Origin of the sequence: Frigoribacterium sp. ME-P-080 (assembly GCF_030209595.1) — a bacterium.
In the GTDB taxonomy this organism is placed as follows: Bacteria; Actinomycetota; Actinomycetes; order Actinomycetales; family Microbacteriaceae; genus Frigoribacterium.
On the sequence record NZ_JARVRR010000002.1, the window covers coordinates 670,744 to 690,837 of the forward strand.

At 70.7% G+C, this 20,094-nt stretch carries 16 protein-coding genes and 1 riboswitch; of the genes, 11 read left to right on the forward strand and 5 right to left on the reverse strand.

What is annotated here, in order from left to right; translation table 11 throughout:
• The first annotated feature begins 20 nt into the window (after window positions 1-20).
• The gene (locus QRN23_RS04650; RefSeq protein ID WP_285062732.1) at window positions 21-908 is read left to right on the forward strand and encodes a putative protein N(5)-glutamine methyltransferase; all 888 of its coding nucleotides are present in this window, start codon (window positions 21-23) and stop codon (window positions 906-908) included.
• A 37-nt stretch (window positions 909-945) separates the two neighbouring features.
• Here QRN23_RS04650 and QRN23_RS04655 read toward each other — a convergent pair whose 3' ends face one another.
• Complete coding sequence (locus tag QRN23_RS04655; RefSeq protein ID WP_192122749.1) at window positions 946-1,428, reverse strand: hypothetical protein; 483 nt, start codon at window positions 1,426-1,428, stop codon at window positions 946-948.
• 118 nt (window positions 1,429-1,546) lie between these two features.
• Here QRN23_RS04655 and QRN23_RS04660 point away from each other — a divergent pair, with 118 nt between their 5' ends.
• From QRN23_RS04660 to gcvP, 4 genes are all read left to right on the forward strand, one after another.
• The gene (locus tag QRN23_RS04660) at window positions 1,547-1,999 is read left to right on the forward strand and encodes an SseB family protein (RefSeq protein WP_054144917.1); all 453 of its coding nucleotides are present in this window, start codon (window positions 1,547-1,549) and stop codon (window positions 1,997-1,999) included.
• A 144-nt stretch (window positions 2,000-2,143) separates the two neighbouring features.
• Window positions 2,144-2,247: riboswitch (glycine riboswitch) on the forward strand.
• A gap of 375 nt (window positions 2,248-2,622) precedes the next feature.
• A complete protein-coding gene (gene gcvT / locus QRN23_RS04665) occupies window positions 2,623-3,744 on the forward strand; it encodes a glycine cleavage system aminomethyltransferase GcvT (RefSeq protein WP_216844374.1) in 1,122 nt (373 codons plus the stop codon).
• Between the two features lie 27 nt (window positions 3,745-3,771).
• Complete coding sequence (gene gcvH / locus QRN23_RS04670; RefSeq protein ID WP_056048718.1) at window positions 3,772-4,149, forward strand: glycine cleavage system protein GcvH; 378 nt, start codon at window positions 3,772-3,774, stop codon at window positions 4,147-4,149.
• Window positions 4,150-4,253: 104 nt separating this feature from the next.
• Window positions 4,254-7,073, forward strand: a complete 2,820-nt coding sequence (gene gcvP, locus QRN23_RS04675) for an aminomethyl-transferring glycine dehydrogenase (protein ID WP_249408433.1) — start codon at window positions 4,254-4,256, stop codon at window positions 7,071-7,073.
• Window positions 7,074-7,352: 279 nt separating this feature from the next.
• On the opposite strand, the gene QRN23_RS04680 is transcribed toward gcvP, so the two are convergent.
• Window positions 7,353-8,111 (reverse strand): CPBP family intramembrane glutamic endopeptidase, encoded by a 759-nt coding sequence (locus QRN23_RS04680; protein ID WP_123571560.1) that lies wholly within the window; start codon window positions 8,109-8,111, stop codon window positions 7,353-7,355.
• 357 nt (window positions 8,112-8,468) lie between these two features.
• Here QRN23_RS04680 and QRN23_RS04685 point away from each other — a divergent pair, with 357 nt between their 5' ends.
• The 6 genes from QRN23_RS04685 to QRN23_RS04710 all read left to right on the forward strand — a co-directional run bounded on the left by QRN23_RS04685 (window position 8,469) and on the right by QRN23_RS04710 (window position 16,561).
• On the forward strand, window positions 8,469-10,091 hold the full coding sequence (locus QRN23_RS04685; RefSeq protein ID WP_056048711.1) for a peptide ABC transporter substrate-binding protein: 1,623 nt from the start codon (window positions 8,469-8,471) through the stop codon (window positions 10,089-10,091).
• Between the two features lie 149 nt (window positions 10,092-10,240).
• The gene (locus QRN23_RS04690; protein ID WP_043595472.1) at window positions 10,241-11,170 is read left to right on the forward strand and encodes an ABC transporter permease; all 930 of its coding nucleotides are present in this window, start codon (window positions 10,241-10,243) and stop codon (window positions 11,168-11,170) included.
• Window positions 11,160-12,113: an ABC transporter permease gene (locus QRN23_RS04695; RefSeq protein WP_056048708.1), complete on the forward strand. Its 954-nt coding sequence runs from the start codon at window positions 11,160-11,162 to the stop codon at window positions 12,111-12,113. The genes QRN23_RS04690 and QRN23_RS04695 overlap by 11 nt, the downstream gene beginning before the upstream one ends.
• Window positions 12,110-13,867: a dipeptide ABC transporter ATP-binding protein gene (locus QRN23_RS04700; RefSeq protein WP_192122745.1), complete on the forward strand. Its 1,758-nt coding sequence runs from the start codon at window positions 12,110-12,112 to the stop codon at window positions 13,865-13,867. Before QRN23_RS04695 ends, QRN23_RS04700 begins: the two co-directional genes overlap by 4 nt.
• Before the next feature lie 146 nt (window positions 13,868-14,013).
• Complete coding sequence (typA, locus tag QRN23_RS04705) at window positions 14,014-15,924, forward strand: translational GTPase TypA (RefSeq protein WP_043595466.1); 1,911 nt, start codon at window positions 14,014-14,016, stop codon at window positions 15,922-15,924.
• Window positions 15,925-16,045: 121 nt separating this feature from the next.
• Window positions 16,046-16,561: a hypothetical protein gene (locus QRN23_RS04710; RefSeq protein ID WP_123571557.1), complete on the forward strand. Its 516-nt coding sequence runs from the start codon at window positions 16,046-16,048 to the stop codon at window positions 16,559-16,561.
• Between the two features lie 73 nt (window positions 16,562-16,634).
• On the opposite strand, the gene efeB is transcribed toward QRN23_RS04710, so the two are convergent.
• From efeB to efeU, 3 genes are read right to left on the reverse strand one after another with little or no spacing between them, the layout of a single operon-like run.
• Window positions 16,635-17,924: an iron uptake transporter deferrochelatase/peroxidase subunit gene (gene efeB, locus QRN23_RS04715; protein ID WP_502874809.1), complete on the reverse strand. Its 1,290-nt coding sequence runs from the start codon at window positions 17,922-17,924 to the stop codon at window positions 16,635-16,637.
• Window positions 17,921-19,117, reverse strand: coding sequence for an iron uptake system protein EfeO (gene efeO, locus QRN23_RS04720; RefSeq protein ID WP_285062734.1), 1,197 nt, complete (start codon window positions 19,115-19,117; stop codon window positions 17,921-17,923). The genes efeB and efeO overlap by 4 nt, the downstream gene beginning before the upstream one ends.
• Window positions 19,114-20,013 (reverse strand): iron uptake transporter permease EfeU, encoded by a 900-nt coding sequence (gene efeU, locus QRN23_RS04725; protein WP_056048699.1) that lies wholly within the window; start codon window positions 20,011-20,013, stop codon window positions 19,114-19,116. Before efeU ends, efeO begins: the two co-directional genes overlap by 4 nt.
• Window positions 20,014-20,094 lie beyond the last annotated feature (81 nt).

Sequence of the window (20,094 nt, forward strand, 5' to 3'; positions counted from 1 at the left end):
CGTCGGTCTAGCGTGGGCGCGTGACGATCCCGGAGGCCGACCGCGAGCTGATCGTCGCGCGCCGCCTCCGAGCCGCGGGCTGCGTCTTCGCCGAGGACGAGGCGCGCCTGCTGGTGGCCGCCGCCGACGCCGGAACCCGGCCCGACGCCGACGCCGGAACCGAGGCCGACGCCGAGGCCGACGCCGACGCCGACGCTGACGCGCTCGAGTCGATGGTCGTCGATCGCGTCGCCGGACGACCGCTCGAGCAGATCCTCGGCTGGGCGGAGTTCGCGGGGCGGCGGATCGTCGTCGAGCCGGGCGTCTTCGTGCCCCGCCGTCGGACCGAGCTGGTCCTGGGGCAGGCCTCGGCGGCGCTCGTGGACGATGCGGCACCCGTGGACGACGGCGACGGTCCGGCGACCCGTTCCCCCGCCGTGCTCGAGCTCTGCTGCGGTGCCGCCGCCGTCGCGACCGTGCTCGCCGCCGAGCACCCCGGTCTCGACCTCTGGGCCACCGACCTCGACCCGGTCGCCGTGCACTGCGCCCGTCGCAACCTCGACGGGAGGGGGACCGTCGTCCGGGGCGACCTGTTCGACGGGCTGCCCCCGTCGCTGCGCGGCCGGTTCCGGGTGATCGCGGCGAACGCGCCCTACGTGCCGACCGGGGCGATCTCGTCCCTGCCGCCCGAGGCGCGCCTCCACGAGTCGTCGCTCGCACTCGACGGCGGGGCCGACGGGCTCGACCTCCACCGACGGATCGCCGCCGAGGTCGGCGAGTGGCTGGCACCGGGCGGCACACTCGTCCTCGAGACGAGCGAGCGTCAGGCTCCCGACACGCAGGAGGCGCTGGTCGCCGCGGGCCTGCGGGCCCGGGTCGTGCGCGACGGCGAGATCGACGGCACGGTCGTCGTCGCCGTCGCGCGGTGAGGCGGTCGGCCCCCGGCGCGGTGGTCCGTGACCGGACTCAGACGTCGGCCGGGGTGACGGAGTCGACGACCGGGGCGTCGGGGGTGCCCGAGATCTGGCAGGTCCACTCCGTCGCGGGGCGGCCGTCGGCGAGGTGGCCCATCGTGACGGTGGCCACCGCGCCCGTGGCGCTGTCGCGGACGTCATCGGCCTCGTAGGCCCACACGTCGCCGAGGTACGGCAGGTCGGGGTACTGCTGACCGATCGCCGTGACGCACGCGTGCCAGGCGGGGGGCGCCTCCTGGGCCTGGGCCGTGGCGGGGGCGGGCGGCTCGGTCGTCGGGAGCGCGGTGGCGTCGGGCAGGGCCGTCGCGTCGTCCGAGGCCGTGGGCGTGGGCGTCCGCGACGCCGCGGCCGTCGGGCCCGGCGACGAGGCCGGCGCGCCCCCGGCGCACCCGGACACGAGCAGCACGAGGGCCAGACCCGTGACGGCGAGGGCCGGGGCGGTGGTTCGGGGGGACGGGCGGAGGCTGCGGGGCACGAGGGCTCCTCGAGGTGGGTGCGACACGGCGGGGTGTTGCACAGGGTAGCGAGTGGCCGGGCCGCCCACCACGCGCGACGCTGAGCCGACACGGAGGTTCGCCCGGCAGGCTGGTCGGATGACCGACACGGACAACCGCGAAAAGACCGCACTCGAACAGGCCATCAGCAAGGGCCAGGCGGGTGAGGGCGACATGAACAGCGTGCTCGCCGAGTTCGTCAACGCCCAGGTCGTCGTCGCCACGGCCACCGACGCGCAGGAGTCGCTGAACGACCTGCAGCCCGTGCTCTTCGACCGCGAGGGCGTGCCCATGCTGGCCGCCTTCACCCACGTCGACATGATCGGCGAGCAGGTCAAGGGCGTCGCCGAGTTCTCGGCGACCCTCCCGGCGGCCGAGCTCGTCCAGGCCATCCCGGCCGAGACCGGCCTCGTCGTCAACCCGGGCAACCGCGAGGGCTTCGAGATGCTGCCTGAGGGCGTCGCCCAACTGGCGGACGACGTGCGCAAGCTCGTCGCCGAGCACGAGGCGGCCGGTTCGCCCGAGCCCGGGCAGCCCTCCCGCGCCGTCTGACGCACCCGCACGACCCCACGACGCCCCGACCGCACCCGGTCGGGGCGTCCGTCGTCGTCCGGGTGGCCCGGATCGCGTGAGATCCCGAAACCTGCGTGTCACACGACGACGCTAGGCTGGCGCCACAATCGAACATCGGGCCACGAACACGTCGCGGGAGAGCCCCGGTGCGCAGAGACTGCGCCGACCGGGCACCGAAGGAGCAAGCTCCCCGCCAATCTCTCAGGTACGCGTACCGCGACGGACTGGCCACTCTGAAAAGCAGGAGGCGCGAGGCGGTCGACAGACCCCCTCGCCGGTCCTCGCCCACGGTGAAAACCGGCCTCGGCCGGTGAAGCTCTCAGGCCCATGACAGAGGGGGAGCCCCGACCGGCGGACCGCCGGACGGGGCTGCCCCGTCGTGCCCCATCCGCACGACACCGTTCCCGGCCGAGACACCTGGCGGCCGGTCCGTCCCTCTCAGGAGCACGATGTCCGACGCAGCCTCGAACCTTCCCGCCGCCCCCGGGCCCGACGACGACGACCTCGGCGGTGCCGACGCGTCCGCCGTGCTCGACGGCGACGTCGTCCTCTCCGACGACGGCACCGAGGGCATCGCCACCGGGCCGGGCGACGCCCACGACCTGACCGGTACCGACGAGCCCGACGAGCGCTACAGCCCGTTGCACGAGGTCCACGTCGCCGCCGGCGCCGTCTTCACCGACTTCGCGGGGTGGCAGATGCCGGTCCGCTACGACTCCGACCTCGCCGAGCACCACGCCGTCCGCACCGCCGCGGGGCTGTTCGACCTCTCGCACATGGCCGAGATCGCCGTGGTGGGGCCCGACGCCGGCGCCTTCCTCGACCACGCCCTGGCCGGCACCCTCTCGACCATCGCCGTCGGGCGGGCGAAGTACTCGCTCCTGCTCGCCGCCGAGGGCGGGATCGTCGACGACCTGGTCGTCTACCGCCTCGACGAGCACGACTTCCTGGTCGTGGCCAACGCGGGCAACCGCGAGGCGGCGTTCGCGGCCTTGGCGACCCGCGCCTCCGGGTTCGACGTCACCGTGGACGACGAGAGCGACGACACCGCGCTGATCGCGGTCCAGGGGCCCGAGAGCGAGGGCGTGCTCGACGAACTCGTCACGGCCGACCGCCTCCAGCCCGACGCCCCGCTGTCCACCCTGCGGTACTACCGCGTGCTGCAGGCCACCTTCGACGACGCCCCCGTGCTGATCGCGCGCACCGGGTACACCGGCGAGGACGGCTTCGAGCTCTACGTCGACCCCGAGACCGCCCCGTCGCTGTGGGCCGCGATCGCCGAGGCCGGCGGACCACGGGGGATCGTCCCCGCGGGGCTGGCCAGCCGCGACACGCTCCGTCTCGAGGCCGGCATGCCGCTCTACGGCCACGAACTCGGCCTCGACGTCCGCCCCGACCAGGCGGGGCTCGGCCGGGTCGTCGACACCTCGAAGGACTTCGTCGGGCGCTCGAACGTCGAGCCCGCCGCCGGCGCCCGCGTCCTCGTCGGACTGACGCTCACCGGGCGCCGGGCCGCCCGGGCGGGCTACCCGGTCGTCACCGACGACGGCACCGTCGTCGGCGAGGTCACGAGCGGCGCGCTGTCGCCCACCCTCGGCCACCCGGTGGCCATGGCCTACGTCGACCCCGACGTCGTCGACCGCGGTCCCGCCCTGGCCGTCGACGTCCGCGGCACCGCCGTCGCCGCCACCGTCGTCCCGCTGCCCTTCTACAAGCGCTCCTAGGCACCCCCTCCCTCGAAAGGACCGGCCATGACCGATCTCACCGCACTGAAGTACACCGCCGAGCACGAGTGGCTCCTGATCGACGGCGACACCGCCACCGTGGGCATCACCGACTACGCCGCCGACAAACTGGGCGACGTCGTCTACGTCGACCTGCCCGCCGAGGGCACCGAGGTCGAGACCGGCACGGTCGTCGGCGAGATCGAGTCGACCAAGTCGGTCGGCGAGCTGTTCGCCCCCGCGCTCGGCACGGTCCTCGAGGCCAACCAGGCCGTCGTCGACAGCCCCGACCTCGTCAACAGCGACCCGTTCGGCGACGGCTGGCTCATCAAGATCACCCTGTCGTCGACCGACGGCCAGGGCCTGCTCTCGCGCGACGAGTACGTCGCGCTGACCGCCGAATGAGCGCCGAGCAGACGGGCGGGTCCGTCTTCGGCGGCTGGTCCGACCAGGTCGCCACCGGCTTCGTCGACCGCCACGTCGGCACCACCCCGGACGACCAGGCGACCATGCTCGCCGCTGTTGGGCACGACAGCGTCGAGTCGCTCGTCGCGGCCGCCGTGCCCGACGCGATCCACGCCGCGCCCGTCGAGGGCAGCGTGCTGCCCGAGCCGATCGGCGAAGAAGAGGCGCTCGCCGAGCTGCGGGCCCTCGCGGGGCGCAACCGCGTCTCGCGCAGCCTCCTCGGTCTCGGGTACTACGACACCGTCACCCCGGCCGTCATCCAGCGCAACGTGCTCGAGAACCCCAGCTGGTACACCGCCTACACCCCCTACCAGCCCGAGATCTCGCAGGGTCGACTCGAGGCCCTCATCAACTTCCAGACGATGGTGGCCGAGCTGACCGGGCTCTCGACCGCCAACGCGTCGATGCTCGACGAGGGCACGGCCGTCGTCGAGGGCATGTTGCTGGCCCGCCGTGCGTCCAAGGCGAAGACCGACGTCTTCGTCGTCGACAGCGACACCTTCCCGCAGACCAAGGCCCTGCTCGCCGGCCGCGCCGAGGCCGTCGGCATCGAACTCGTCGAGCTCGACCTCTCGGTGCTCGACCCCGCCGAGCTGCCCGAGTCGTTCGGTCTCTTCGTCCAGTACCCCGCGGCGTCCGGGTCCGTCTGGAGCCCGCGCGCCGTCGTCGAGGCGGCCCACGCCCAGGGCGGTCTGGCCGTCGTAGCCGCCGACCTGCTCGCGCTCACGCTGATCGAGGCACCCGGCGAGTTCGGGGCCGACGTCGCCGTGGGCACCAGCCAGCGCTTCGGCGTGCCGATGGGCTTCGGCGGTCCGCACGCGGGCTACATGGCCGTCCGCACGGGGCTCGAGCGTCAGCTGCCCGGGCGCCTGGTCGGGGTCTCGCAGGACGCCCTCGGGCAGCCCGCCTACCGCCTCAGCCTGCAGACCCGCGAGCAGCACATCCGTCGCGAGAAGGCCACGTCGAACATCTGCACCGCACAGGTGCTGCTCGCCGTGATGGCGTCGATGTACGCGGTCTACCACGGCCCCTGGGGGCTGCGGCACATCGCGACGCGCGTGCACGGCCACGCCTCCGACCTGGCGGCCGCCATCGGGGCGAGCGAGCTCGAGCTCGAGCGGGACTCGTTCTTCGACACCCTCCAGGTCTTCGTCCCGGGTCGGGCGGCCGAGATCGTCGCCGCGGCACACGCTCGGGGCTACCTGCTGCACGCCGTCGACGACGACTGCGTCCGTCTCTCGTTCGACGAGACCACGACGCGGGACGACGTCCGGGTCGTCGCCGAGGTGCTCGGCGTCGACCTGCTCGACGATGCCGCGCCCTCAGGCCTGCAGGAGGCGCTGCTGCGGACGAGCGACTACCTCACGCACCCGGTCTTCCGCACCCACCGCAGCGAGACCAGCATGATGCGCTACCTCAAGCACCTGGCCGACAAGGACTACGCGCTCGACCGCGGGATGATCCCGCTCGGCAGCTGCACGATGAAGCTCAACGCGGCGACCGAGATGGCCGCGGTCACCTGGCCCGAGTTCGCCGGCGTGCATCCGTTCGCCCCGGCCGACGACGTGGCAGGGTACCTCGACCTGATCGGTCAGCTCGAGGGATGGCTGGCCGAGGTCACGGGCTACGACACGGTCTCGCTGCAGCCCAACGCCGGCAGCCAGGGCGAACTCGCGGGTCTCCTCGCGATCCGCGGTTACCACCTGTCGAACGGCGACGGCGAGCGGACGGTGTGCCTGATCCCGCAGAGCGCGCACGGCACGAACGCGGCCAGCGCGGTGCTCGCGGGCATGCGCGTCGTCGTGGTGGCCTGTGACGAGGGCGGCAACGTCGACCTCGACGACCTGCGCGCCAAGGTCGAGCAGCACGCGGCCCAGCTCGCGGCGCTCATGATCACCTACCCGTCGACGCACGGCGTGTACGAGCACGACATCGTCGCCCTCACCGACGCCGTGCACGCGGCCGGAGGCCAGGTCTACGTCGACGGGGCGAACCTCAACGCCCTGCTCGGGGTGGCGCGCTTCGGCGACTTCGGCGGCGACGTCTCGCACCTCAACCTGCACAAGACCTTCTGCATCCCGCACGGTGGGGGCGGTCCGGGCGTGGGCCCGGTCGCGGCGAAAGCCCACCTCGCGCCCTTCCTGCCCGGTCACCCGATGGCCCAGCAGGCCGACCGTCGCACGGGTTCGGCCCCCGCGGCCGAGGGGGACCGTCTCGCCCACGCCGGCGTGCCCGTCTCGAGTGCTCCGTACGGGTCGCCGAGCATCCTGCCGATCAGCTGGGCCTACGTGCGCATGATGGGCACCGAGGGCCTCACCCGGGCGACCGGGGCGGCCGTCCTGGCGGCCAACTACGTCGCCGCCCGCCTCCGTGAGCACTTCCCCGTGCTGTACGCGGGCGAGAACGGCCTCGTGGCGCACGAGTGCATCCTCGACCTGCGGCCGTTGCGCGACGCGACCGGGGTCACCGTCGACGACGTGGCCAAGCGCCTCATCGACTACGGCTTCCACGCCCCGACCATGTCGTTCCCCGTCGCGGGCACCCTCATGGTCGAGCCGACCGAGAGCGAGGACCTCGCCGAGATCGACCGCTTCGTCGACGCGATGATCGCGATCAAGGGCGAAGCCGACGCCGTGGCGGCTGGTCGGTACACCGCCGAGTCGAGCCCGTTGCGCGGTGCGCCCCACACGGCCGAGTCGGTCGTCGTGGGCGAGTGGACCGCCGAGTACGGCCGCGAAGAGGCCGTGTACCCGGTCCGCTCGCTCGTGCGCAGCAAGTACTGGCCGCCGGTGCGTCGCATCGACCAGGCCTACGGTGACCGCAACCTGTTCTGCAACTGCCCGCCGGCCGAGGCGTTCGCCTAGATCGCGTCGGGCGCCGACCGCGCCTCGGACGGGAAACCGCCAGCACCCGATCCCGTCGAGTGCTGGCGGTTCCCTCTGGGTCCCTCGGGCGTCGGCCGCCGAGTGTCGCGGAGGGCGTTCACGTAGCGGCGACCGTCCCGATCGACGCCCGGGGGACAGCTCACGCTGTGTGGCTAGCTCGGGGTGCTCCGACCCGTGGGTACATCAGACTCGCCCCCCGAACGAGTGTCAAGACCCAGTTCCGCCCGCGAGCGTCCCCGGACGATCCCTCCCGGTGCGTCAGGACGGCAGCCCGAAGAGGGTGGGGAAGGTCGTCGCGGCCCACGGGTAACCCACGAAGACGGCCGCGTCCATCAGGACGTGCGCGACGACGAGCGGCAGCACCCGGCCGAACCGTACGTAGAGCCAGCCGAAGGCGACGCCCATGACCACGTTGCCGACGAAGGCGCCGAACCCCTGGTAGAGGTGGTAGCTGCCGCGGAGCAGGGCCGCCGTCACGATGATCGACCACGTGCGCCAACCGAGGTCGCGGAGGCGCGCGAAGAGGTACGCGACGACGATCACCTCCTCGGTCACCCCCGCGCGCAGCGCCGAGAGCAGCAGCACGGGGACGGTCCACCAGTGCTCGCCGAGGTTCGTCGGCACGACGGTGACCGTCAGGTCGAGCGCCTTGCCCACGAGGTAGAGGCCGATGCCGGGGATGCCGATGGCGAGGGCCAGCCCGACGCCGCCGAGGGTGTCCCGTCCGGCACGCGAGAAGTCGACGCCGAGACGTCCCAGGTGGGGTCGCTCCTCGCGCCACAGCAGGAAAGCCACGAGCACCACCGGCACGAGGTCCACCGCGACGCCGAGCACCTGGTAGGCGAGGTCGAAGAACTCCCGACTGCTCAGTGGTGAGTTCAGCGTGGCGGTCTGCTGCGAGAGGGCGGTCTGCTGGGTGAGCCGGTTGACGATCGAGAGCACCGAGTACACGGCCGACGCGCCGAGCGAGAGGCCGAGGACGATCGCGATCTCGACCCGGAGGCGCGCACGGGTCATCGGGGCCGGGCGCGGTGCGAGGGCATCACGTGGCGTCACGGCGGAGGCGGGGTCCTGGGGGCGGCTCACGGGGGCGATCGTACGGGACCGGCGTGAGTGGGCCGACCCGCGCCTCCTGCCGTGGCGGAGAACAATACCTGCCAGGTGGCGGATTTCTCGCAGCCGATTCATGCGAACTTCAGGCCCCACGCGCAACGAACCGGGTGCCGACGCAACGATCCGGCGAGTTGGTTTCCGTCGTGTAACCGTTGACGTCGGGGTTTGGTGATGCCCGAACGGGGTGCCTAGGCTCACACCATCCAACGCGGCACGGCCCCTGGGCACAGTGCTGCGTCCTTTCCCGCATCAGGAGGAACATTGAAGAAGACGCGCATGGGCCTGTCGGCCGTCGCCGTCGTGGGGACGGCAGCACTCGTCCTCACCGGTTGCGCCAGCGGCAGCGGGGACGACGACACGTCGTCCGGTGACGCTACCGCGATCATCAAGACGAACGGCACCGAGCCCGAGAACCCGCTCGTCCCGTCGAACACCACCGAGACCGGTGGTGGCCGCATCGTCACCTCGATCTTCGCCGGTCTCGTCAGCTACAACGCCGACGGCACCACCAAGAACGAGGTGGCCGACAGCATCGAGAGCGACGACGCCACCGTGTGGACCGTCACGCTCAAGGACGGCTGGAAGTTCACCGACGGCACCGACGTCACGAGCGAGTCGTTCACGAAGGCCTGGAACTGGGCGGCGAGCTTCGACAACGTCGCGAACTCGTCCGGCAGCTCGTTCTTCGAGAACTTCAAGGGCTACAGCGACACCGAGCAGAGCGACCTCGACCTCACCGTCGAGAGCCCGACCGAGTTCACGGTCACGCTCAACACCCCCGAGGCCGACTTCCCGCTGCGCCTCGGCTACTCGGCCTACTCGCCGCTGCCCGAGTCGTTCTACGCCGACCCCGCCGCGTTCGGCGAGAACCCGGTCGGCAACGGCCCGTACATGCTCGACGGTGAAGGCGCCTGGACGCACAACCAGGGCATCAAGCTCAAGACGAACCCCGACTACGACGGCAACCGCAAGCCGAAGAACGGCGGGCTCGACATCAACTTCTACACCTCGCTCGACTCGGCCTACGCCGACGTGCAGGGTGGCAACCTCGACGTGCTCGACCAGATCGGCCCGGCGGCGTTCCAGACGTACCAGAGCGACTTCCCCGACACGAACGTCAACCAGCCCGCCGCGGTCTTCCAGGGCATGACGATCCCGCAGTACCTCGCTCACTTCGGTGACGACGAAGAGGGCGACCTGCGTCGTCAGGCCATCTCGATGTCCATCAACCGCGACGACGTCACGAAGGTCATCTTCCAGGGCACGCGGACGCCGGCCAAGGACTTCACCTCGCCCGTCATCCCCGGTTACACCGACGAGCTCGAGGGTGAGAGCGTCCTCTCGTTCGACGCCGACAAGGCCAAGGACCTCTGGGACCAGGCCGACGCGATCTCGCCCTACGGCGACACCACGTTCACCATCGGCTACAACTCCGACGGTGGACACCAGGAGTGGGTGGACGCGGTCACCGCGAACATCTCGAAGACGCTGGGCATCAAGGCCGAGGGCAAGCCCTACCCGACCTTCGCCGAGTTCCGCACCGACGCCTCGGGTGGTGCCATGACCGGTGCCTTCCGTTCGGGATGGCAGGCCGACTACCCGTCGCTGTACAACTTCCTGTACCCGACGATGGCCACCGACGGCAGCTCGAACGACGGCAAGTACTCGAACCCCGAGTTCGACGACCTGCTCGCCGAGGGCAGCGCCGCGAGCGACGTGGACGACGCGAACGCCTCGTACCAGAAGGCCCAGGAGGTCCTGCTCAAGGACCTGCCGATCATCCCGCTGTGGTACGCGAACGTCAACGGCGTCTGGGCCGACACGGTGAGCAACGTCGAGTACGGCTGGGACTCCGTGCCGATCTACGAGAACATCACCAAGTAACCAAGTAAGGTCGTCGCTCACGCGCTCGACCGACGCTCGACGGGGTCCGGGCAGTGTTCGCACTGTTCGGACCCCTTCGGCGGGCCCACCCACCTCTCCCTCCACACGATTGCGATAACGATGCACGCGCAGACGTCCGAGGAAGCCTGATGCTCTGGTACACCGGACGCCGGCTCCTCCAACTGATCCCCGTCTTCTTCGGGGCGACGTTCCTCATCTACTTCATGGTCTTCGCGCTGCCCGGTGACCCCGTGGCGGCGCTGTTCGGCGACAAGACCCCGTCGCCGGCCGTCATCGAGGCCATCCGCGCCGAGTACAACCTCGACCAACCGTTCATCGTGCAGTACCTGCTGTACATCGGCGGCCTGTTCACCGGCGACCTCGGAACGACCTTCTCCGGGCGTCCCGTGGTCGACGAGCTGATCCGCGCGTTCCCGATCACGTTCCGGCTCGCGATGCTCGCCCTGCTCTTCGAGGCCGTCGCCGGCATCGTCGTGGGCCTGATCGCCGGGCTCCGCAAGGGCAAGCTCTTCGACACGAGCGCCCTTGTCGTCAGCCTGCTGCTCATCTCGGTGCCGACGTTCGTCATCGGCTTCCTGCTGCAGTACGTCTTCGGCATCCAGCTCGGCCTGTTCCGCACGACGGTCAGCTCGCAGGCGCCCTGGGACGAACTCGTCCTGCCGGCCATCGTGCTCGCCTCGGTGTCGTTCGCGTACATCGTCCGCCTGACCCGCGCCTCCGTGTCCGAGAACTCGAGCGCGGACTTCGTGCGCACCGCGTCGGCGAAGGGCCTCACCCGTGGCCGCGTCGTCACGGTGCACATCCTGCGCAACTCGCTCGTCCCCGTGGTCACCTACCTCGGCGTCGACATCGGTTCGCTGATGGTCGGTGCCATCGTCACCGAGGGAATCTTCAACATCCAGGGCGTCGGCGGAACCGTCTACCGGGCGATCACGCTCGGCGAGGGCCCCACCGTCGTCTCGTTCGTCGCCGTGATGGTGATCATCTTCATGATCGCCAACCTCCTCGTCGACCTGCTGTACGCCCTTCTCGACCCGAGGATCCGCTATGCCAAGTAACGACTCGTCGGCGTTGTCCGCCGACCACTTCGTCGCCGATCTCGACGAGACGCCCGTCAAGGCCGTCGACGCGATCGACGAGTCCGAGAAACCCCGCAGCAGTTGGAACGACGCGTGGGACGCCATGAAGCGTCGCCCGACGTTCTGGATCGCGGCGTTCCTCATCGTCGTCGTCATCATGGTGGCGCTCTTCCCGGGGCTGTTCACCAGCGTCTCGCCGACGGCCGCCGACCTGCCCCGCAGCAACGAGGGCCCGTCGGCCGGGCACCTGCTCGGTTTCACCTTCCAGGGAACCGACGTGTTCGCCCGCATCGTCTGGGGCACCCGTGCCTCGTTGACCGTCGGACTGCTGGCGACGATCATCGTCACGATCGTCGGCATCGTCATCGGGTCGCTCGCCGGGTTCTACGGCGGATGGCTCGACGCGATCGTCTCGCGCCTGGGCGACATCTTCTTCGCGATCCCCACCGTCCTCGGTGCCATCGTGTTGATGTCCATCCTGCCGACCAGGACGCCCCTCACCGTGGCCCTCGTGCTGTCGGTGTTCGCCTGGCCCCAGATCGCGCGCGTCATGCGTGGTTCGGTCCTCAGCGCCCGGGCCGCCGACTACGTCACGGCCTCCGCGGCGCTCGGCGTGTCCCGCTTCCGCATCCTGGTCCGACACGTCGTGCCGAACGCCATCACCCCGGTCATCGTCGTGGCGACCGTCTCACTCGGCACGTTCATCGTGGCCGAGGCGACGCTGTCGTTCCTCGGCATCGGGCTGCCGCCGAGCACCATGTCCTGGGGCAACGACATCAACGCCGCACGCAACTCGCTCCGCGTCGCGCCGATGCCCCTCTTCTGGCCCGCAGCGGCGTTGTCCGTGACGGTGCTGTCGTTCCTCCTCATGGGCGACGTCGTGCGCGACGCCCTCGACCCGAAGGCGAGGGCACGTCGATGACCGACACCTCAACCCGACCCGAGACGGCGGGCACCGCGTCGTCCTCGACGCCCCTGCTCGAGATCAAGGGCCTGAAGATCGGCTTCAAGACGCAGGCCGGGTACGTCGACGCCGTGCGCGGGGTCGACCTGACGATCCGCCAGGGCGAGAGCCTCGCGATCGTGGGCGAGTCCGGCTCGGGCAAGTCGACGACCGCCACGTCGATCATCGACCTGCTGCCCGGCACGGGAGAGGTCACCGGCGGCCAGATCCTCTTCGAGGGCAAGGACCTCACGAAGGTCAGCGCGTCCGAGATGCAGGCCATCCGTGGTCGCGACATCGGCTACGTGCCGCAGGACCCCATGTCGAACCTCAACCCCGTCTGGAGCATCGGCTTCCAGGTCGAGGAGGCCATCCGGGCGAACGGCGTCGCGACCGGCAAGCAGGCCGTGCGCCAGCGAGCCATCGACGTCCTGAAGGAGGCCGGGCTCAACGACGCGGGCGAGCGCCTCAAGCAGTTCCCCCACCAGTTCTCGGGCGGCATGCGCCAGCGTGTGCTGATCGGCATCGGCCTGTCGTCGCGGCCCAAGCTCCTGATCGCCGACGAGCCCACCTCGGCCCTCGACGTGACCGTCCAGCGCCGCATCCTCGACCACCTCGAGACCCTGACCCGCGACTACGGCACCTCGGTGCTCTTCATCACGCACGACCTCGGCCTCGCCGCCGAACGGGCCGAGAAGCTCGTCGTCATGTACAAGGGTCGCGTCGTCGAGTCGGGGCCGTCCAAAGAGATCCTCGCCAATCCTCAGCACCCCTACACGCAGCGACTCGTCGCCGCCGCTCCTTCGCTGGCCAGCCAGCGCATCCAGTCGAGCATCGCTCCCACGCACTCCCACGGGCTCGCGATCTCCGACGAAGGCGCCGACGACGCCGAGCTCATCGCTCGCGCCCGTCAGCGCGAGGAGGCCGGCAAGAAGGACTCCGAGTACATCTCGGTGACGAACCTGTCCAAGGTCTACAAGATCCGCCAGGGCGGCTTCAAGACGACCGAACTCCGGGCCGTCGACGACGTGTCCTTCTCGATCCCGCGGGGCACGACGATGGCACTCGTGGGCGAGTCCGGTTCGGGCAAGTCGACCGTGGCCAAGCTCGTGCTCCAGCTCGAGTCGATCACCTCGGGCACCGTCGCGGTCGGCGGCCAGAGCGTCGGGGCGCTGAAGGGCCGCGAGCTCTTCGACTTCCGTCGTCGCGTCCAGCCGGTCTTCCAGGACCCCTACGGTTCGCTCGACCCGATGTACAGCGTGGGCAACACCATCGCCGAACCGCTCGTCACGCACGGCATCGGCGACCGGGCCAGCCGTCAAGCCCGCGTCCGCGAGTTGCTCGACCAGGTGTCCCTGCCCGCGTCGACGGTCAACCGGTACCCGAACGAGCTCTCCGGTGGTCAGCGCCAGCGCATCGCCGTCGCTCGGGCGCTCGCCCTCAAGCCCGACGTCATCGTCCTCGACGAGGCGGTCTCGGCACTGGACGTCCTCGTCCAGGGGCAGATCCTCGACCTGCTCACCGACCTGCAGACCGAACTCGGGCTGACCTACCTCTTCATCACGCACGACCTCGCCGTCGTCCGCCTCATCGCGGACAACGTCAGCGTCATGCAGAAGGGTCGCGTCGTCGAGGCCGGCACCACGGACGACATCTTCGCGAACCCGGCGCAGCAGTACACCCGCGAACTGCTCGAGGCGATCCCCGGCGCGAACTTCGAGTTCGGCCGGTAGTCGACCCGCGCCTCCTGGTGTCGAAGGGGCCCCTCCGCCGTGCCGAGAGCACGGCGGAGGGGCCCCTTTACCACGTGCCGTAGACTGTTCCCGCCGGGCTCCGACCCGACCACTTCCCCCTCTCTCTTCTCGTAAGGAATACATCCATGGCGACTGCCATCCGCAGCGACCTGCGCAACGTGGCGATCGTGGCCCACGTCGACCACGGCAAGACGACCCTCGTCGACGCCATGCTCAAGCAGACCAACTCGTTCGACGCGCACTTCGACACCGAAGACCGCATGATGGACGGCAACGAGCTCGAGCGCGAGAAGGGCATCACGATCCTCGCGAAGAACACCTCGGTGCTCTACAACGGTGCCCACGCGACCGACGGCCCCATCACCATCAACGTCATCGACACCCCCGGCCACGCCGACTTCGGCGGCGAGGTCGAGCGCGGCCTGTCGATGGTCGACGGCGTCGTGCTGCTCGTCGACGCGTCCGAGGGCCCTCTGCCCCAGACGCGCTTCGTGCTGCGCAAGGCCCTCGCGGCCAAGCTGCCCGTCATCCTGCTGGTCAACAAGACCGACCGCCCCGACGCGCGCATCGACGAGGTCGTCGCCGAGAGCCAGGACCTCCTCCTCGGTCTCGCCAGCGACCTGAGCGAAGAGGTCGACGACCTCGACCTCGACGCCATCCTCAACGTCCCCGTGGTCTACGCCTCGGGTCGCAACGGCGCCGCGTCGACGAACAAGCCCGACGACGGCTCGCTGCCCGACAACCCCGACCTCGAGCCCCTCTTCGAGGCGATCCTCACGCACGTGCCGGCACCGCGCTACGACGACGAGCACCCCCTGCAGGCGCACGTCACCAACCTCGACGCCTCGCCGTTCCTCGGTCGTCTCGCGCTCCTCCGCGTCTTCCACGGCACCCTGCAGAAGGGCCAGACGGTCGCCTGGGTCAAGTCCGACGGCTCCGTCCAGAACGCACGGATCACCGAGCTGCTGATCACGAAGGCCCTCAGCCGCTACCCCGCCGAGAGCGCGGGCCCCGGCGACATCGTCGCCGTCGCCGGCTTCGACACCATCACCATCGGCGAGACGCTGTCCGACCCGGACGACGTGCGCCCGCTGCCGACCATCACGGTCGACGACCCGGCCATCTCGATGACCATCGGCACGAACACCTCGCCGATCATCGGCAAGGTCAAGGGCCACAAGCTGACCGCCCGCATGGTCAAGGACCGCCTCGACCGCGAACTGGTCGGCAACGTCTCGCTCAAGGTCCTCGACGTCGGACGTCCCGACGCGTGGGAGGTCCAAGGTCGCGGCGAGCTCGCGCTGGCCATCCTCGTCGAGCAGATGCGCCGTGAGGGCTTCGAGCTCACCGTCGGCAAGCCGCAGGTCGTCACGCGTCGTGACGAGAACGGCAAGCTCCAGGAGCCGTTCGAGCACATGACCATCGACGTGCCCGACGAGTACCTCGGCGCCGTCACGCAGCTCATGGCCGCCCGCAAGGGCCGCATGGAGAACATGGCGAACCACGGCTCGGGCTGGGTCCGCATGGAGTTCATCGTCCCCTCGCGCGGCCTGATCGGCTTCCGCACGCAGTTCCTCACCGACACGCGCGGCACCGGCATCGCCAACGGCATCAGCCACGGCTACGGCCCCTGGGCCGGCGAGATCTCGACCCGCACCAACGGCTCGATCATCGCCGACCGCTCCGGCGTGGTCACCCCCTTCGCGATCATCAACCTGCAAGAGCGCATGTCGTTCTTCGTGCAGCCGACCGAAGAGGTCTACGAGGGCATGGTCGTGGGCGAGAACTCGCGCGCCGACGACATGGACGTCAACATCACCAAAGAGAAGAAGCTGACCAACATGCGTCAGTCGACGGCCGACAACTTCGAGTCGATGACGCCCTCCAAGGTGCTCTCTCTCGAAGAGGCCCTCGAGTTCGCCGGTGACGACGAGTGCGTCGAGGTCACCCCCGACGCGATCCGCATCCGCAAGGTCGAGCTCGACGCCAGCGCCCGCCAGCGCAGCACCGCTCGCCTGAAGAAGCAGAACGCCTAAGCAGCACCGCTCCACCGCACCACCCATCGAGGAGGCGGTCCGCACCACTGCGGGCCGCCTCCTTCGTGCATCGTCGGCACGTTCCACGCCCGCCCTCAGCGACCGCGGTTAGCCTCGCGGGGTGCTGATGCAGAAGACGACCCTCGCCCGCTCCGCCGCCACGCTCGCGCTGGCGGCCGGCCTCGTGACCGGCCTCACCGCCTGCGGCGCGGGCTCGCCCGTCGACAACATCGTGGGTGGCGCGGTCGACAGCGGCATCGAGAGCCTCAAGGGCACGGCGCAGAAGGCCGTCGAGGACGCCGCCGGGGAGGCGCTGAACGGTGCCGGCATCACGACCGACGGCACCCTGCCCGCGAGTTTCCCGACCGAGGTCCCGCTCGTCCCCGGGACGACCCGCGGTGGGGGAGCCGGTCCCGACGGCACCGGCTGGGTGGCCCAGATCGCGGTCTCGGGTGCCGACCAGTTCACCGTCGCCCAACAGCAGCTCGAGGCCGCCGGGTTCACGGCCTCCGGGGTCGACACCGACGCCGAGAGCGGCTTCGGCACGTTCACGGGTTCCGCTTACCGCGTCGTGCTCACCGTCTCGACCGACAGCGAGGGCCAGGCGATCGCCACCTACGTCGTCACGTCCGTCTGAGCGACCGCGGCGCATCCCGACGGACTGTGCGAGTCCCGCGGGTCTCGGCGAGTCCCGGGGCCCGACGGTCGCGTCAGGCGAAGAGGGTCTCGCCCACCCAGCCGTCCTGGGACGCCCCCGGTGGAACGGCGAAGATGCCCGATCCGACGTGCTTCACGTACTCGTTCATCCGGTCGTTCCGCGACAGCGCCTGCTGGATGGGCACGTACTGCCGCCGCGGGTCCCGGTTGAAGGCGATGAAGAACAGCCCGGCGTTGAGGCGGCCGAGTTCGTCGTTGCCGTCGACAAAGTTGTAGCCGCGGCGCAGCAGCGTGGCCCCGTCGTTGTTCTGGGGGTGCGCCAGGGCGACGTGCGAGTCGGGTGCGATGGCCGGCCCGCCACCGGTCGGGGCGGACGCGGCGAAGTCGGGGGCCGTGAACTCGGTGCCGCCCGAGAGCGGAGCCCCCTCGCCCTTGTCCCGACCCACGACCGTCTGCTGCTCGGCCAGCGAGGCGTGGTCCCACGTCTCGATCGTCATGCGGATCTTGCGCGCGACGAGGTACGAGCCGCCGCTCATCCACCCGGCGCCGTCGGACGCGGTCGCCCAGACGCCGTCCTCCACCGCGGTGACGTCCTCGGCCTTGACGTTGGCCGTGCCGTCCTTGAAGCCGAAGAGGTTGCGGGGCGTCGTCTGGCCACGGGTCGTCGACGAGGTCCGACCGAATCCCAGCTGCGACCACCGCAAGGAGGCGCGGCCGAAGGCGATCCGCGAGAGGTTGCGGATCGCGTGCACCGCGACCTGCGGGTCGTCGCTGCAGGCCTGTACGCACAGGTCGCCGCCGCTCGCGGCCGCCACGAGCTGGTCGCCCGAGAAGTGGGGCAGGTCGACGAGGGCTGGAGGCCGCTTCGAGGCGAGCCCGAAACGGTCGGTGCCGTCGCTCGTGGTGAACAGCGTCGGACCGAACCCGATCGTCACGGTCAGCCCGGCCGCGGGCAGACCCGTGGCCTCGCCCGTGTCGTCCGGCGGCGCCAGGGGGCTGCCGCCCGTGGCGCCCGTCGGGCTGACGTCGAGACCGGCCGTCAGCCTCGACGCGGCGTAGCTCCAGTCCTTCAGCAGCTCGACGAGTTCGGCGCGGGAGACCCCGTCCGCGACGTCGAACGAGGCGAAGTGCAGGCGGTCCTGCGCGGCGGTGACGATGCCCGACTGGTGCCGACCAAAGAACGGGTACGACGGCGAGGCCCCGGAGGACCCGTCGGCGTGGGTCTGCACGGCTCGGTCCGTGCCGATTCCGACCCCGAGGCCGAGGACGCCGGCTCCGACGCCCGTCCCGACGAGCCCCAGCAGACCGCGGCGCGAGAGGCCGCCTCCCTCCGTCACCGTCAGGCGACCAGCGCGGAGGTCAGCTCGCTGAGCGGCTCGCTGAGGGCGTTGACGGCATCCGACAGCTTCTTCTTGTCGGCGTCGGTCAGGTCGGTGTACGACGGGTACCCCGTGTCGAGGCTGCCGTATCCCGCGAGCAGGGTCTCGACCTTCGTCAGCCGGGCGTCGATGGAGGTCGCCAGCTCGGGGTCCTTCTGGTCGACGATGTCGCGCACGCCGTCGAACGCCACCCGGGCGCCCTCGAGGTTGCCCTGGAAGTCGTAGAGGTCGGTGTGCGACCAGATCTCTTCCTCGCCGGTGATCTTGCCGGTGGCCACCTCGTCCATCAGGCCGACCGCGCCGTTGGCGATCGCGTCGATCCCGACCGTGAAGTCGTCCGCGGTGACCTCGTCGTAGAGGTCCTTCGTGTCGCTCGTCAGCAGGCCGGCGTAGCGGGCACGTTCGTCGGCCGTCAGGGGGACGTACGCCGCGCCTCCGTTCTCGGACGCCGCGGGCTGCCAGAGGTCCTTCTCGATGCGGTGCCATCCGGTCCACTCGGTGCCGGCTTCGACGTCGGCCTCGCGGAAGTCGATCTTCGGGTCGAGGTCGCCGAACGACTCGGCCACCGGCTCGATGCGCTCGTAGTGCGCCCGCGCCGACGGGTAGAGCGACCGGGCCTTCTCGTCGTCGCCGGCGGTGTACGCGGCGAGGAACTCGTCGGTCGCCGTGACGAGCTGCCCGGTCTGGTCCTTCACGTAGCCCACGTACGCCGTCGCCGCGGCGTCGATCTGCTGCTTCTCGCTGCCCGTCGCCTCGACGGCCGCGCCCGAGTCGGTCACCGTGAAGGAGGCGCGGACGCCTTCTCCGACGAGTCCCGGGACGCAGGCGGTGTAGTAGTCGCCGGCCGGCACCGAGACCGTCATCGAGCCCGTCGTGCCGGGGCCGATGTTCTCCTTCTCGCTGATGATGCGGAGACCGTCGTCGGCGAGCAGTTCGAACTCGCTGTTGTCGCTGCCGGTGTTCGTCATGGTGAACGTGACGGGGCCGCTCGGGACCGAGGTGGTCGAGAGCGAACACGTGTCGTCGGAGCCGTCGACGGTCACGGCGGTGGCCGCGGAGGAGCCGGCGGGAGCGTTCGCGACGCAGCCGGTCAGGGCCAGCGCGAGGGCGGCGACGCCCGAGGCGACGGCGAGGGGGCGGAGGGGGCTGGCGATCATCGTGATGCTCCTGCGGTGCGGGGTGACGGGGTGGTCGAGGGGACGGACGTGCCGAGGGTCGCGGACGAGCCGGACGGGGTCGTGGTACCGGGTCGACGTCGGCGGGTCGCCCGCACGAAGAGGGGGACGACGACGGCGAGGTAGGCGAGCCAGACGACGACCTGCAGCCAGCTCGGCGTCGGGGTGAAGTTCACGAGCCCCTGGAGCAGGGTGCCGTACCAGCTGGTCGGCGGAACGGCAGCGCTCACGTCGAAGGCCAGGGAGGCGCGGCCCGGCAGCACGGACGCCTCCTGCAGGTCGCCCACCCCGTAGGCGAGGACGCCCGCCGCGACGACGACGAGGAAGTAGCCGGTCACCCGGAAGAACCGGGCGACGTCGAGGCGGACCACGCCACGGTAGATCGCCACCTGGACGGCGACCGCCGTGACGATGCCGAGGAGCGCACCCACCAGCGGCGTCGCGCCGCCGCCGGTCGACTGCACGGTGGCCCAGACGAAGAGAGCGGTCTCGATGCCCTCGCGACCGACCGAGAGGAAGGCCAGCGCGACGACCGCCCAGGCGCCGCCGCCGAGGGCTCGCTCGAGGCCCGACTCGAGTTCGCCGCGCAGGCCGCGCGCGGTGCGGGCCATCCAGAAGACCATCCAGGTCACGAAGCCCACGGCCACGATCGAGAGACCGCCGCCGATGATCTCCTGGGCCTGGAAGGTCAGCCCGTAGGTGCCGAAGGTGAGCACGGCGCCGAGGCCGAGCGAGAGGACGACCGCGGCGCCCACGCCCAGCCAGAGGCGGGGGAGGACGTCGCGTCGGCCGACCTTGACCACGTAGGCGATGAGGATGCCGACCACGAGAGCGGCCTCGAGGCCCTCTCGGAGTCCGATGAGGTAGTTGGCGAGCACGGGGACGGCTTTCTCGGGGGAGTGGAGCTCGTCGTCGAGCAGGATGGGGATCAGGGACGCGGTCGACCGGTCGGACCGCAG

Coding starts and splice junctions, on each gene's coding strand:
- QRN23_RS04700 (WP_192122745.1), top strand. CDS start 12,110: ATGACCGACACCTCAACCCGACCCGAGACGGCGGGCACCGCGTCGTCC.
- gcvP (WP_249408433.1), top strand. CDS start 4,254: ATGCTCGCCGCTGTTGGGCACGACAGCGTCGAGTCGCTCGTCGCGGCC.
- typA (WP_043595466.1), top strand. CDS start 14,014: ATGGCGACTGCCATCCGCAGCGACCTGCGCAACGTGGCGATCGTGGCC.
- QRN23_RS04690 (WP_043595472.1), top strand. CDS start 10,241: ATGCTCTGGTACACCGGACGCCGGCTCCTCCAACTGATCCCCGTCTTC.
- gcvH (WP_056048718.1), top strand. CDS start 3,772: ATGACCGATCTCACCGCACTGAAGTACACCGCCGAGCACGAGTGGCTC.
- QRN23_RS04660 (WP_054144917.1), top strand. CDS start 1,547: ATGACCGACACGGACAACCGCGAAAAGACCGCACTCGAACAGGCCATC.
- efeO (WP_285062734.1), bottom strand. CDS start 19,117: ATGATCGCCAGCCCCCTCCGCCCCCTCGCCGTCGCCTCGGGCGTCGCC.
- QRN23_RS04695 (WP_056048708.1), top strand. CDS start 11,160: ATGCCAAGTAACGACTCGTCGGCGTTGTCCGCCGACCACTTCGTCGCC.
- QRN23_RS04680 (WP_123571560.1), bottom strand. CDS start 8,111: ATGACCCGTGCGCGCCTCCGGGTCGAGATCGCGATCGTCCTCGGCCTC.